The following is a 14,256-nucleotide window of genomic DNA, read 5'->3' as shown; positions in this document are numbered from 1 at the left end:
CACCGCATGGTCAGCGCGCGGGTCCGCGCAGGGTCAGGGCAGGGTCAGGGCAGGGTTGGTGGCGCGTCAGCGCCGGGAGCCCCACGTCCAGGCCGGGGTGCTGAGCAGGCCCTGGCCCTGCACGAGCGTCTCGCCGAGATCCTTGACGAGGGTGACGCCCCGCGCCGGCGAGCCGAGCCCCACGGGAAGGTCGTCGTCCTCGTCGTCCGGATCGACGACGCCGAGCTCGCGGACCAACGTGTCGGAGTGGGACACGACCATGACCTGGCTGCGCTCGGCCGCGGACCGGATGAGCCGCGCGAGCGCCGGGAGCAGCTCGGGATGGAGGGACGTCTCGGGCTCGTTGAGGACCATGAGGGGTGGCGGGTCGGGCGTCAGCAGCGCCGCGACGAGGAGCAGGTAGCGCAGGGTGCCGTCCGACAGTTCGGCGCCGGCGAGCGGCCGCAGCATGCCCGGCTGGTGCAGCGCCACGTCGAAGCGACCGGCCTCGACGGTCACGTCGAGGATGGCGCCGTCGAAGGCGTCGGCCACGGCCCGGTCGAGCTCGGATCGGCCGTTCTCGCGGATCGTCTGCAGGGCAGCCGCGAGGTCTCGGCCGTCGTCGGCGAGCACCGGGGTCCGAGTGCCGACCTGGGGCGTACGCGCCGGAGCCTCGGCGTCGGCGCGGAAGCCGTCGTAGAACCGCCAGCCGCGGATCATCCGGCGCACCCGCAGCAGCTCTGGGGCACGCTCCGGATCGGCGAGCTCGGTCAGCATGCTCTCCCAGGGCCGGAGCGAGCGCGTCAGCTCGATCCACCCGGGACGGGCGGCCCGCCCGGGGGCTCGCCCCTCGGCAGCGCCCGGCGACTTGTAGGCGGCGCGTGAGCCGGCCCCGGCGCCTGGCTGTTCGACGGGATCGGACTCCCACTCCGACCCGTCGGCGTCATCGGGGCCGCCCCACTCCGAGCCCCAGCCGTCGTCACCGGCAGCCGTGGCCCTCGTCTCGACGACGCCCCACCGGCGGCGCACCAGGACGGAGCCGGGACGCATGACCGGTCCGGCCCAGACGACCTCACGCTTGATCTCGGGGTCGCGCAGGAACGCCGACGACGACCCTGCATCGGCCCCGGACGACTGCTGCGGCAGGCCGAGGTCGACGAGGTAGCCGAAGTCGTCCGAGGCGAACCCGAGCTGAAGGCTGATCGGGCCCTTGCGCCGTGTGCCCTGCACGGCGTGCCCGCGGTCACGCGCACCCCCGAGCGTCGCCGGGCCGGCCCACAGCGCCGACTGCAGCCCGCCCTCGCGGGCGAGCGTCCCGATGACGTCACCGCGGCCGCACCCGGCCAGCAGCCGCAACGACCGGTAGAGGCTCGACTTGCCGCTGCCGTTGGCGCCGGTGACGACATCGAGCCCGTGCAGCGGCACGACGACGTCACGCAGGGAGCGGTAGCCGGACACGGCGACGGCGGTGAGCATGCCCCGAACGTAGGCCGCAGGTCCGACAGCGCCCAACGCGGTCAGTCCGACCCCGGCTCGCCAGAGGACTCGTCCCGACCACCCCGTCGCCGGACGAGGACGACGATGACCATGAGGATGAGCGCCGCACCCCAGACCGCGAATGTCGCCGTCGGGAAGACGGCGACGACGGTCCGGGTGAACGTCGGCACACCGCCGGGCGAGGCCCAACCGAAGGTCGCGCCACCCTGCCTGACGGCCACGGCAGCCACCGCCAGGGCGGCACCGACACCGACAGCGGCGACCGTACCCGGCACCCGCCTCGGGCGCGGTCACGCGAGCGCCGGAGCCAGAGGACTGCGACAGCGACGGCGAGCGCGGCAGCCATGGCGAGGGCGGCCAGCACGGCGACAGAGCCATCGAGGTCGGTGGACGAGAGCTCGCTCACGGATCGAACCCGACCCCACAGCCAGATGTCGAGCAGTGGCTGCTCGGTGCCGTCAGGCAGCTCGACGACCATCCGATCGGTCGGCCAGACCAGCACCCGCGACACGCAGGCCCGCGCCGACGGTCAGCAGCGGCGCGACGAGGCGCCGCACCTCAGCCCTGGGGATCGGCGCCGTCGCCGCCCGCACCGGCGGACCACGCAGGCAGCTCCTGGAGCGCCCACCGGTTGCCGTCCGGGTCGCTGAAGTGAACGAAGCGACCCCACGGCTGCTCGTCGACCTCGGACACCTCGACACCGCGTCCGACGAGCTCGGCCCGCACCGCATCGGCATCGGCGATGACCATCTGCAGGTTGTCGAGACCGCCGGGCACGATCTGCGTGAGCCCCTTGCCGATGGCGATCGAGCACGCCGACCCGGGCGGGGTGAGCTGCACGAACCGGACCTCGTCACTCACGGTGTGGTCGTGGTCGGCGTTGAAGCCGATCTTCTCGACGTAGAACTCCTTGGCCCGGTCGACATCGGTCACGGGCACCGCCACCAGCTCGAGCTTCATCTCCATGTTCCGACCGTAGGCCCGCCCACCCACACTGCGGTGTCCCACCCGCGACGAACGCGTCTATGCGCCGGCCATCCCTCAGCCGCCGGGCCCGGGCCGCGGCGCCGCTCCCCCATCGGGTCCCGTCGAGGGGGGCAGGTCACTGAAGCCGACGGCGGGCACCTCCCCCGAGCCGATGGAGCCCGGCTCCAGCAGGGTCGCGACGGGCGGCGGCGCTGCGGCCTCCACGACGGCACGCCCGCGCAGCCGTGCCATGACGTCCCCCATGCGGCGGCTGAGCGCGGCCGCCACCCGCGGCAGCAGCACCGGCACGAGGAGGGCGGCGAGCGCGGCTGTCAGCAGCACGACCGACGCGACCTCCAGCCAGCCGACCGTCGTCGTGACGACGACCAGTCCCGGCTGCAGCCCGATCGTGCGGTCGTCGACCGACCACCGCTCCACCACGGACGCGGTCACGGTCGCGAGCGCCAGCGACGTCCCGACCGCGGCGCAGAGCTCGCCGCGCCTCCCGGCCCGGACGACGCCCACGAGCAGCCCGGCCGCGGCGAGCACCAGCACGGTGACGAGGAGGATGAGCCGGGGCACCGGGTCGGGGCCGGAGAACGCGTCGAGCAGCACTCCGTCCGAGGTGTAGACGACCTCCCGGCCCCACGACCAGATCAGCTGCTCGTAGCCCTTGGTGAAGTCACCGACCTCGGGCACGCGGACAGCGACGACCTTCGTCGGCCACACTGCCGTGGACGCCGCCAGCAGCACGCCGGCCCCTCCGAGAGCCGACCTCGCCACACGCATACGCAGCCCCGCCCCGGATGACGGGACGACCTCGCGGACGGGACCGGCGCTCATCTCGGCGGCCGGAACCGTTCGGCGTCCGGGCTCGTGCCGTCGGAGAAGCCGCCGCCCGGGCGGGATGCTTCGCTCACCCTCGCTCCTCCTCCACGAGATCGACGGCCGGTCCGGAGAGGTGCTCACCGGGTGGTCGCAGACCCACGGTCTCATCCGCCGGCGCGGCGCGGCCCACCCGCGCCTCGCGAGTCCCGTGCCCGGAGGGTTCGGGGTCCCCGGCCCCGCCCGTCCGCTCGTCGCGCAGCGCCGCGAAGACCATGGTCGCGACGGCGACCACGAGGACCACCGCCGCGGCCGTCTCGAGCGACCCGGCCGACGTCATCCCGGTGCGGACCGAGAGGCCGGACGCGCCCTGGTCCATCTCGTCGATCGACCGGCCCACCCGGTCGGACACCGTCGTCAGCACGCGCCCCGCCAGCAGCCCGACCGCCACGAGCCCTGCCACGCGACCCCACGCGCCGCGGCGGGCCGCCCACACGGCGACGCCGGCGAGGGCCGCGACGAGGAGCACCACGATGACGGCGAGGCCGACGGGGTTCCACTCGTCGCGCAGCTCGACGCCCTCGAGGCCGGTCTGCCGGACGCGCCCCCAGCTCCACTCCCACTGGCGCGAGAGCACCGAGCCGTGCTCGCGGTCCGACACCGACATCTCCCACGTCGGCGAGAGCAGCGACGGCACGACGAGCAGGACCCCGAGCAGCGCGAGGCCGCCGCTGAGCCAGCGGCCGGTGAACCAGTCCCGCACCGTGCTCATCCACGACCTCCTGCGCGTCCGCCCAGCAACGACGCCCGCGCGACGACGCGCGGTTCAGCCCATTGTCGCCCCGATCGACCCTGTCAGCGGGCGCCGAAGGCCGCGGCGACCTCGATGAGGCGCGAGTTGGCCTCGACCTCGCCGATCGTGACGCGCACACCGTCGTCGCCGTACTGACGCACCGTGAGCCCGGCCTCGGCACAGGCCTGCGAGAACGACGTGGAGTCCGCGCCGAGCGGGAACCAGACGAAGTTCGCGTCGGACTGCGGCAGCTTCCAGCCCTGGTCCGTCAGGGCCTGCACCACCCGGTCGCGCTCGGCGACGAGCGACTCGACGCGCTCGGCCAGCTCGTCGAAGGCGTCGAGGGAGGCGATGGCGGCGACCTGCGCGACCGAGTTGACGCCGAACGGCGTGGCCGTCTTGCGCAGGGCAGCGGCGACGGGAGGGTGCGCGACGGCATACCCCACCCGCAGCCCTGCGAGGCCGTACGCCTTGGAGAAGGTGCGCAGGACGACGACGTTGGGCCGGTGGCGCCACACGTCGAGACCGCGAACCGCCTCGGGGTCGCGGACGAACTCGACGTACGCCTCGTCGACGACGACGATGACGTCGCTCGGCACCTTGTCGAGGAAGGCCTCGAGCTCGGCCTGGTGCACGCACGGGCCGGTCGGGTTGTTGGGCGTGCAGACGAGGATGACGCGGGTGCGGTCGGTGATCGCGCCGAACATCGCGTCGAGGCGGTGGCGCGCCTGCTCGTCGAGACCCACCATGACCGGCTTCGCGCCGGCAAGCTGCGTGACGATCGGGTAGGCCTCGAACGAGCGCCACGCGAAGACGACTTCGTCGCCGGCGTCGCACGCGGCGTTGACGATCTGGGCGAGGACCGCGACCGAGCCGGTGCCCGTCGCGATGCACTCGGCCGGCACGTCGAGCGCCTTCGCGAGCCGCTCGGTGAGCGCCGTGACGGCCATGTCGGGGTAGCGGTTGACGGTGGTCGCCGCGTCGTCGATCGCGGCGAGCACCGACGGGAGCGGACCGTAGGGGTTCTCGTTGGACGAGAGCTTGTATGCCGTGACGCCCGGGGGTGCCGCGGCCGGCTTGCCGGGCTTGTAGTCGGGCATCTGCGCCAGCACGTCGCGCAGACGGACGGTGTTCTCGGCGGTGTCGCTCATATCCGAACTGTAGAGGCAGTGTCCACGGCGGCGACCGCCCCATGGACGCTCCCCTGACGGCGCCCCCGGTCTGTGGCTAGAGTCACATCGTCGCGCCACCGCCGCCTCGACACCTTCTTCATGCCCTCTCTCCGAAAGTCAGATCATGCGCATCGGCATCCTCACCGGGGGCGGGGACTGTCCCGGCCTCAACGCCGTCATCCGGGGCGCGACCCGCGCCGCCGAGGTCACCTACGACAGCACCGTCATCGGCTTCCGCAACGCGTGGCGCGGGGTCATGGACAACGACTACGAGATCCTCGACGTCGACCGGTGCCGCGGCATCCTGCCCCTCGGCGGCACGATCCTCGGCACGAGCCGCGACCAGCCCTTCGCCCACGAGGACGGCCTCAAGCGCGTCCGCAAGGCCTACGACCGGCACGGCCTGGACGCCATCATCGGCATCGGCGGCGAGGGCTCGATGGGTGTCGTCAACCGCCTGCACGAGAACGGTTTTCCCGTCATCGGCGTGCCCAAGACCATCGACAACGACATCTCCCTGACGGAGATGACGTTCGGCTTCCAGACGGCGGTGCAGATCTGCACCGACGCCATCGACCGGCTCCACACCACCGCCGAGTCGCACCACCGCGTCCTCGTCGTCGAGGTCATGGGGCGCCACGTCGGCCACATCGCGATCTGGTCCGGGCTGGCCGGCGGCGCCGCCATCACCCTCGTGCCGGAGGAGCCCTTCGACATCGACGAGGTGTGCGAGCGGATCGTGCACCGGCACAAGAAGGGCCGCTTCGCCACCATCGTCGTCGTCGCCGAGGGCGCCCTGCCCAAGGCCGGCACCATGGAGATCCCCGCGCCGGAGATCGACAAGTACGGCCACCAGATCCTCGGCGGCATCGGCTCGATCCTCGCCCGGGAGATCCAGGGCCGCACCGGAATCGAGAGCCGCATGACGGCGCTCGGCCACATCCAGCGCGGTGGGTCGCCCGTCGCCTTCGACCGCGTGCTCGGCACCCGCTTCGGCGTCGCGGCGGTCGAGGCCGCCCTCGACGGGGCGTGGGGCCAGATGGTCGCCCTCCAGAGGGGACGCATCGAGCGCGTGGCGCTCGCCGACGCCGTCGGCACGCTCAAGACGGTCGAGCCCGACCTGCTGCGCCTCAACGCGATGTTCCAGCCGCGCATCCCCGGCGACGAGCACCCCGGGCTTCCCGCCGACACGCCCACGCCCGTGGAACACTGAGCGCATGCTCCTCAACTTCGCGCTGCAGACGGTCATCAACGCCGTCGCACTGTGGGTGGCCGCGTGGGCCATCCCCGGCATCACCTTCGGCGGCGGCACGACCGGTCAGGTCGTCTGGACCGTCGTGATCGTGGCCCTGATCTTCGGCATCGTGAACTTCTTCATCAAGCCCATCCTCAAGCTGATCTCGCTGCCGCTCATCATCCTGACGCTGGGCCTGTTCGTCTTCATCGTCAACGCGCTGATGCTCGAGCTGACGTCGTGGCTGGCGGGCAAGTTCGACCTCTCCTTCCACGTCGAGAACTTCTTCTGGGACGCCGTGTTCGGCGCCCTGATCATCACCTTCGTGTCGATGCTCCTCAGCTTCATCAAGACCGACTGAGCGTCCCGAGCCCGTATGCCGTGAGCCCGCCTTCCGTCCGGAGGGCGGGCTCACGGCATACGCCGGCCCGTTCGGCCACGACCGTGGCCGCCGACGGGGTGTCGGTGGTGAAGGTGTCGGTGCGGGGTCCTACCGTCGTGGCATGCGGTTGCTCCACACCTCCGACTGGCACCTCGGGCGCACGCTCCACGGCGTGAACCTCCACGAGGCGCAGACGGCTGTCCTGGAGCGCATCTGCGAGCTCGTCGAGGACCCGCCCGACGGCATCCCCGTCGACGCGGTGCTCGTCGCCGGCGACGTCTACGACCGCGGTGTGCCGCCCGTCGAGTCGGTCCAGCTCTTCGAGTGGACCCTGTCCCGCCTCTCGGCCGTCACGACCGTCGTCGTCACCTCGGGCAACCACGACTCGGCGATCCGGCTCGGCTACGGCGCCGGGCTCTTCCGCGACAGCATCCGCATGGTGACCGACCTGGGGCAGCTCGACCTGCCCATGCTCCTCGAGGGCAGCGACGGCGTGCAGGCGGCGGTCTACGGCATCCCCTACCTCGACCCCGACCACGCGCGAGTTGCGCTGGCCGGTGGCGGGGAGCCTCTGCCGCGTTCGCACCAGGCCGTCGTCGGGGCGGCGTGCGACCGCATCCGCGCCGACCTCGCCGACCGGACCGGCGTGCGCTCCGTCGTGCTGGCCCACGCGTTCGTGGCGGGCGCCGAGCCGAGCGACTCCGAGCGCTCGATCATGGTCGGCGGTGTCGACCGGGTGGCCGGCACCGTCTTCGAGGGCATCGACTACGCCGCCCTCGGTCACCTGCACGGCCCGCAGTCGCCCGAGGGAGCCGAGGGCTCGGTCGTGCGCTACTCCGGCTCGCCGCTGCGCTACTCCTTCTCCGAGCAGGAGCAGGACAAGGTCGTCCTCCTCGTCGACCTCGACGCCGCGGGGCCGGCGCGCGTGACCCCGGTCGAGATCGTGCAGCCCCGCTCCATGGCGACCCTGCGTGGCCGTCTCGACGAGCTGCTCGGGTCAGCCGACTTCGCCGGTGCCGAGGACTCGTGGGTCCGGGTCACGGTGACGGACCGCGTGCGGCCCGACTCGCTCATGGACCGCCTCAAGTCCCGCTTCCCGCACGCCCTGCAGGTCTTCCACGAGCCCGACGGCGCCATCGACCGCGGACGGTCGGGGACGACCGTCGTCAGCGAGCGCGACCCGCGCGAGCTCGGCTCCGACTTCATCGCCTACGTCACCAAGACCGAGGCGAGCGGCGGCGAGATCGACATCTTCGAGGCGGGCTTCGAGGCCGCGGTGAGGGCCCAGCACCGGTCCGAGGCGCAGGAGGTGGCCTGACGTGCAGCTCCACCACCTGTCCATGACAGCCATCGGGCCGTATGCCGGCACCGAGGTCATCGACTTCACCACCGTCGGGCGCGCCGGCCTCTTCCTGCTCGAGGGCCCCACGGGCTCGGGCAAGTCGACGATCATCGACGCCATCACCTTCGCCCTCTACGGCAAGGTCGCCCAGGCCTCCGCCGACGTCGAGCGCATCCACTCCCACCACGCCGACCCGCGCACGGTGCCCGTCGTCGTCCTCGTCTTCGAGACCCAGTCGGGGCTGTACCGCGTGCAGCGCACGCCGCGCTTCGAGCGGCCCAAGTCGCGGGGCGAGGGCAGCACGGTGCAGCAGCCGACGATCAAGCTGTGGCGGCTGCAGACGCCCGACGACCTCGAGGGCGGCGAGCTGCTCTCGACGAACATCGGGGACTGCGACGACGAGATCACGCGGGCCGTCGGGCTCACGCGCGACCAGTTCGTGCAGACCGTGATCCTGCCGCAGGGCGAGTTCGCGACCTTCCTGCGCGCCCGGTCCGAGGACAAGGGCAAGCTGCTCGAGAAGGTCTTCGGAACGGCCTTCTTCCGCCGCGTCCAGGACGAGATCGTCGAGGCCGGCCGCACGGCCCAGGCCCGGCGGCAGTCCGCCGTCGACGAGATCCGCCTCGCGGTGCACGCGCTCGCGGTGTCGGCCGGGCTCGAGACGGAGCGCCGCGACGTCCTCGAGACGCTGAGCCGCACCGCGCCCGAGTCCCTCGAGGCCGAGCTCGCCCAGGTCGTCGACGAGCTGACCACGCGCGAGCGCCACGCCGGCAAGGCGAGCCGAGAGGCGATCGAGACCCACAAGCAGATGGCCGACATGGTCAGCGACGCCCGGCTGCGCATGCAGCGCCGGGAGCGGCTCATGCAGCTCCAGCAGCAGGAGCACGACCTCGGCAAGCAGGCGGTGACCTTCCAGCAGCTCGGCGAGGAGGTCGCGCGGGCGCGCCAGGCGCGTCCGGTCGCCGGCGCCGTGCGCACCCTGGCCCAGTCCGAGGCGGCGCTCAAGCGCGCCGAGGCCGCCCTGACGCAGGCCCGGTCCCATGTCGATCCGACGCTGCGCGACCGCGGGCCTGCCGCTCTGCGTGAGGCCGCGGCCCGGGCGCGAGAGGTCGTCGGCTCCCTCACCGGCGCCATCGCGCTCGAGGGCGCCCTCCCGAACCGCGTCCGGGAGCTCACACAGCTGCGTGAACGCCTGGACGGCATGCGCCGGTCGGCGACCGCCGTGACGACCGAGCTCGAGGCGCTGCCCGCGACGATCGCCACGCACGAGGAGGCGCTGACCGAGGCGCGGCGGGTCGCGGCGCTCCTCGACGGACGCGCGGCCGAGGGCGAACGGGCCAAGGACCGGCTCGAGGCCGCGGTGGCCCACGAGGCAGCCGCGGCCCGCGTGCCACGCGCAGAGTCGACGGCGAGCTCGGCGCTGTCGACGGTCGCCACCGCCGAGACCTCGCTGGCCGGTCTGCGCCTGGCCCGCATCGAGGGCATCGCCGGCGAGCTCGGGCTCTCCCTCGTCGAAGGTGACCCGTGCCCGGTGTGCGGGTCCGTGGAGCACCCGTCCCCCGCCCACCCGACGGTCGATGCCGTCACGCCCGAACAGATCGAGGGCGAGGAGGCCCGCGTCGCACGGCTCCGCCAGCAGGCCACGCTCGCCGCCGAGTCCCTCGGCACGCTCAGGTCGGAGGTGCGTGAGCTCGCGGCCCGGTGCGACGGCCTCGATGTCGCGACCGCACGGGCGCGGGCCGAGACCGCGGCACGCGAGCTCGCCGCGTCGGTGCGGGCCCGCTCGGACGTCGAAGCAGGGGCGGCGAGGGTGACCGAGCTCCGCGACCGCGTCGACACCCTCTCGGCGCAGGCGAGTGGGCTCGGCGCCGACCTGGCTCGCACCGAGCAGTCCCTGGCCGACCTCGACACCCGCATCGCCGAGGAGACCGCCGTCGTCACGGCCGCCCGCGACGGACACCCGAGCGTCACGGCGCGACGCGCCGACCTCGTCGCCGGGGCCTCCCGCATCGACGCGCTCGTCGACGCCCTCGGCCAGCGTGACGTCGCGGCGGCATCGGTCGCCGAGGACACCGCAGCCCGCGACGCCGACCTCGCCCAGTTCGGCTTCACCGACGTCACGGAGTGGATGGCCGCCGACCGCGGCGCCGAGTGGATCAACGCCAGGACCCGCGAGATCGCGGAGTTCGAGCGCGCCTGCACCCAGGTTCGGGCCGGCCTCACCGGGCCCGAGCTCGCCGACGTGCAGCTCGACGCGCTCTTCGACGACATCGTCCAGCTCGAGGCCCTCGCCGCCACGGCCAAGAAGGAGATGGAGGCCGCGACCAACGAGCACGGCAGCCTCCGCGACCAGGTGTCGCGCACCAAGCGCCGGGTCACCGACATCCGAGAGGCCCTCGGGCGCAACGCCGCGGTCATCGCCGAGACCGCCGACGCCGTGCGGGTCGGCCAGCTCGTCGCCGGCAACGGGGACAACCAGCTCAACCTCGACCTGGCGAAGTACGTCCTCATCCGTCGCTTCACCGAGGTGCTGTCGGCCGCCAACACCGAGCTCGGCCGCTTCTCCGGGGGCCGCTACACGCTCGAGCACACCGACGCGAAGAAGGGCAACGCCAAGTCGGGTCTCGGCGTGCGCGTCCACGACATGCACACCAACCAGGTCCGCGAGGTCGGCACGCTCTCAGGTGGCGAGACCTTCTACGTCTCGCTGTCGCTGGCCCTCGCACTGGCCGAGGTGGTGCGGGCCGAGTCCGGCGGCGTCGACCTCGGCACGCTCTTCGTCGACGAGGGCTTCGGCACCCTCGACCCCGACGTGCTCGACGACGTCATGCACACGCTCGAGGGACTCCGTGAGGGCGGGCGCACCGTCGGCATCGTCAGCCACGTCACCGAGCTGAAGTCGCGCGTCGCCGACCGCATCGAGGTGCTCGTCCGGCCCGACCGCACGAGCACCCTGCGCATCACCGCCTGACCGGGAGACGTCAGGGCCTACGATCCGGGGCATGAAGATCGCCGCGAGCGTGTTCGTCGGGCTGGCCGCGCTGCTGCACGTCTACATCTTCTGGATGGAGAGCGTGGGCTGGACCCGACCCGAGGTCTGGAGGCGCTTCGGCGTGGCCGACCAGGCCGCGGCTGAGGTCACCCGTCCGATGGCCTACAACCAGGGTTTCTACAACCTCTTCCTCGGCCTCGGCGCGGGCCTCGGGCTCGTGCTCTGGTGGACCGGTCACGACACGGCCGGGAGCACGCTCGTCCTCTTCTGCACCGGATCGATGGTGCTGGCCGCGACCGTCCTCGTGACGACGGGGCTCCGCTACCTGCGTGCCGCCCTGACCCAGGGGACGCTGCCGCTCATCGGCTTCGTGCTGACCCTGCTCGCCTGATTGCCTCCGGTCAGCCGGTCAGCCGGTCAGCCCGGCGGTGGCGTCGTCGGCGTGGTGAGCAGGCGCCGCCGGACGGCTGCCTCGACCAGGCGCCGCCCGATCCCCCGACGGCGCTGACCGCCACCCTCTGGAACGGGCGGCGACGGCACGGTCGTGACGCTCACCGCGACGAGATCGGTGTAGGCGTCCTGCCGCAGGCGCGTCACGAGTCGCTGTGCCGCGCTCTGGCCCTTGGCCAGCAGACCGGCAGCAGCGAACGCGCCGAAACCTCCGGTGGCGAGCAGTGACGACAGCCAGACCGGCGTCGGGCCGGCGGACCCTTCGCCGCCCACCACGGTGAAGAACGCCGCCACGAGGGCCACCGAGACGAGGGCGAGGACGATCTGCGGCCAGAACATCCGGGCGGCCTTGACGAGGTTCGTCGGGTTGGCCAGCCGGGCGTACGGCCGGATGAGGGTGGTCGGATCCTGCGCCAGCACGATGAGCTGGTACCACCGGCGCACCTGCTCGTAGAGCACGTCGGGCAGGTGCGGGTCGTGCGACCAGGCGGTGTCGGCGACGACGACTCCCCAGGCCTCGAGGCTGCCCGCCACGGCCGCCGGGGTCAGCTCGTGCGTCGTGCCGGGCTCGAGCCGCCCCAGCATGCGGCTCAGCTCCCGTCTCCGGTCGGCCCCGAGGAGGAAGGCCGGAGACACCGCACTGACCGCTCCGTCGATGGTCCACTCCGTCTCCGGCCCCAGCCCCCAGAAGCACTCGGCAAGGCCGCGGCCGAGCAGGTAGCCGTTGGCGAGGGCCTCGGAGCGGGTCACCAGCACGTCCTGGAACCGCGCGTCCCAGCGGAGGAAGAACGCGGCGACCTCGGGCCAGACGGTCTCGGTGGAGGCGGTACCGCGGGAGTCCAGCGCCCCGAGGATGTCCGTGAGCTCAACGCCGAAGGCGCCGCCGTCGTCGAGCTCCACGATGCTCGCCAGCGAGATGAGCGAGGCCAGCGCCTCTTGACGCGAGGCCGACCCGACCCGCTGAGAGCGCAGCGGGAGCACGTCCCGGGGCTGGAGTGGCATCGGTGTCGAGCGGGTGCGCGGGCCGCGGGGCCAGTGCCGTCCGCGCACCTCCGCGACTGCCCAGCCGAGCCGGATGGCGGTGACCACCGTGACGCTACTCGCCGGCATGTGCGCCTCCCAGTGCGGCCGCCACGAGCGGACGACAGCCGCCGTCCCTGCTCGCACCGTACTCGCCCGCCCGGGTCACGGGAGGCAAAGAGGCCATCCGCGCCCGAGGGGTGTTCAGCCGACGGCGGCCTCCGTGCGTCCGACCCGGGCCGCACCCACGACGAGGATCACGACGCCGACGACGGCTGATCCCGACGCGAGGGCGGAGTAGCCGAGCGAGCCCACGACGACTCCGGCCGCCACGCCTCCCCCGGCGCCTGCCAGGCCCATGACCACGTCCGCCAGGCCCTGGGTCGCGGGCCGTTCGTCGGTCGCGACCACCGAGGTGAGCAGCGTCGACCCCGACACGAGCGTGCACGACCAGCCCACCCCGAGCAGGAAGAGCGCGACAAGCAGCAGACCGGACCACCCGGCCTGCGAGCGGGAGGCGAGCAGGGACGCGAGGGTGAGCACGACGCCGCCGGCCATGGCGACGGGCGGGGCACCCCAGCGGTCGACCGCTGCCCCGACGAGGGGCGACAGGGCGAACATCCCGAGGATGTGCACCGAGATGACGAAGCCGATGACTTCGAGCTCGGCGTGACCGTGCTTCATGTGGATCGGCGTCATCACCATGACGCTGACCATCACGAGGTGTCCGAGCGCCATCACGAGCATCGCCTGAAGGGCCGGCGGGTTCGTCCGCACCACGGCGAGGCCGCGGCGCATGGACCCGTCGTGGTTGGGCACGTCGGCCACGCCCCCCGAGGACGGGTCCGCCACGACGTCGGCCGGCACGGGCTCGGCCGCGTCAGCACGGTGGGCCGCGTCAGCACGGCCGGTCACCTCGGCACGGTCGGCCGCGTCAGCACGGTGCGCCGCGTCAGCACGGTCGGCGGCGTCGAGCGCGCGGGCGGTGAGCAGTGGGTCGGGTCGCAGCAGCCGGTCGACGACGAGCCACGCCAGCACGAAGCCGACCAGCGAGAAGAGGAACGTCCCCGCGAGCTCCGGCAGACCGAGGGTGTTCGCCAGCGCCTTGCCCGGCCCGACGAGGTTCGGGCCCGCGACGGAGCCGATCGTCGTGGCCCAGACGACGATCGACAGGTCGCGGCCCCGGTGGACGGGCGCGGCGAGGTCGGCCGCGGCATACCTCGCCTGGTTGTTCGCGGTGGTGCCACCGCCGAAGAGGAACATGCCGACGACGAAGAGCGGGAACGAGCGCAGCACGGCGGCGACGAGCACGAGCGCTGCGCCGACGAACGCCACTGCCAGTCCCCACCGCAGGCCGACGCGGCGACCGCGGGCAGCGGTCGCCCGCGCCACCGGGATCGTCAGCAGCGCAGTGCCGAGCACCTGGGCGGTCGTCCCCACACCTGCCAGTGCCTCCGTGCCGCTGAGGTCCTCGGCGAGGAGGGCACCGACGGCGATGCCGCACGCCATCCCGACACCACCGAGGATCTGCGACCCGACGAGCGTGCGAATGACCTTGCGCTGCAGAGTCGCCCGGTCGACCGAGGTAGGAGCCAGGACCATGC

At 72.9% G+C, this 14,256-nt stretch carries 13 protein-coding genes; 5 read left to right on the top strand and 8 right to left on the bottom strand.

All coding sequences use genetic code 11. The features are described 5' to 3' along the window. Nucleotides 1–66: 66 nt before the first annotated feature. The 6 genes from ABD831_RS11545 to hisC all read right to left on the bottom strand — a co-directional run bounded on the left by ABD831_RS11545 (nt 67) and on the right by hisC (nt 5,211). The gene (locus ABD831_RS11545) at nt 67–1,455 is read right to left on the bottom strand and encodes an AAA family ATPase (RefSeq protein ID WP_344946185.1); all 1,389 of its coding nucleotides are present in this window, start codon (nt 1,453–1,455) and stop codon (nt 67–69) included. Nucleotides 1,456–1,496: 41 nt separating this feature from the next. Further along, entirely contained in the window at nt 1,497–1,751 is a 255-nt protein-coding gene (locus tag ABD831_RS11540; protein ID WP_344946182.1) for a hypothetical protein, read from the bottom strand. Nucleotides 1,752–2,034: 283 nt separating this feature from the next. Further along, entirely contained in the window at nt 2,035–2,442 is a 408-nt protein-coding gene (locus ABD831_RS11535; protein WP_344946177.1) for a glyoxalase superfamily protein, read from the bottom strand. 75 nt (nt 2,443–2,517) lie between these two features. Then, a complete protein-coding gene (locus ABD831_RS11530; RefSeq protein ID WP_344946172.1) occupies nt 2,518–3,285 on the bottom strand; it encodes a hypothetical protein in 768 nt (255 codons plus the stop codon). 73 nt (nt 3,286–3,358) lie between these two features. Further along, complete coding sequence (locus tag ABD831_RS11525; protein ID WP_344946169.1) at nt 3,359–4,039, bottom strand: hypothetical protein; 681 nt, start codon at nt 4,037–4,039, stop codon at nt 3,359–3,361. 83 nt (nt 4,040–4,122) lie between these two features. Continuing rightward, the gene (hisC, locus tag ABD831_RS11520; protein WP_344946164.1) at nt 4,123–5,211 is read right to left on the bottom strand and encodes a histidinol-phosphate transaminase; all 1,089 of its coding nucleotides are present in this window, start codon (nt 5,209–5,211) and stop codon (nt 4,123–4,125) included. Nucleotides 5,212–5,356: 145 nt separating this feature from the next. Here hisC and ABD831_RS11515 point away from each other — a divergent pair, with 145 nt between their 5' ends. From ABD831_RS11515 to ABD831_RS11495, 5 genes are all read left to right on the top strand, one after another. Next, complete coding sequence (locus ABD831_RS11515; protein WP_142179335.1) at nt 5,357–6,445, top strand: ATP-dependent 6-phosphofructokinase; 1,089 nt, start codon at nt 5,357–5,359, stop codon at nt 6,443–6,445. A gap of 4 nt (nt 6,446–6,449) precedes the next feature. Beyond that, on the top strand, nt 6,450–6,827 hold the full coding sequence (locus ABD831_RS11510; RefSeq protein WP_344946159.1) for a phage holin family protein: 378 nt from the start codon (nt 6,450–6,452) through the stop codon (nt 6,825–6,827). A 142-nt stretch (nt 6,828–6,969) separates the two neighbouring features. Continuing rightward, a complete protein-coding gene (locus ABD831_RS11505; protein WP_344946156.1) occupies nt 6,970–8,166 on the top strand; it encodes an exonuclease SbcCD subunit D in 1,197 nt (398 codons plus the stop codon). A 1-nt stretch (nt 8,167) separates the two neighbouring features. Continuing rightward, nucleotides 8,168–11,161 (top strand): AAA family ATPase, encoded by a 2,994-nt coding sequence (locus ABD831_RS11500; protein ID WP_344946153.1) that lies wholly within the window; start codon nt 8,168–8,170, stop codon nt 11,159–11,161. A gap of 31 nt (nt 11,162–11,192) precedes the next feature. After that, entirely contained in the window at nt 11,193–11,573 is a 381-nt protein-coding gene (locus ABD831_RS11495) for a DUF1304 domain-containing protein (protein ID WP_344946150.1), read from the top strand. A gap of 26 nt (nt 11,574–11,599) precedes the next feature. Here the strand turns inward: ABD831_RS11495 and ABD831_RS11490 are convergent, their stop codons facing one another. Together ABD831_RS11490 and ABD831_RS11485 are read right to left on the bottom strand one after the other, a co-directional pair. Next, entirely contained in the window at nt 11,600–12,742 is a 1,143-nt protein-coding gene (locus tag ABD831_RS11490) for a hypothetical protein (protein WP_344946147.1), read from the bottom strand. Nucleotides 12,743–12,856: 114 nt separating this feature from the next. Further along, the gene (locus tag ABD831_RS11485) at nt 12,857–14,254 is read right to left on the bottom strand and encodes an MFS transporter (RefSeq protein WP_344946144.1); all 1,398 of its coding nucleotides are present in this window, start codon (nt 14,252–14,254) and stop codon (nt 12,857–12,859) included. Nucleotides 14,255–14,256: the final 2 nt, after the last annotated feature.

Origin of the sequence: Terrabacter ginsenosidimutans (assembly GCF_039539425.1) — a bacterium.
Classification (GTDB): Bacteria; Actinomycetota; Actinomycetes; order Actinomycetales; family Dermatophilaceae; genus Terrabacter; species Terrabacter ginsenosidimutans.
The sequence above is the reverse complement of the archived record's forward strand: the minus strand, read 5'-3'. Positions and strand labels throughout refer to the sequence as shown.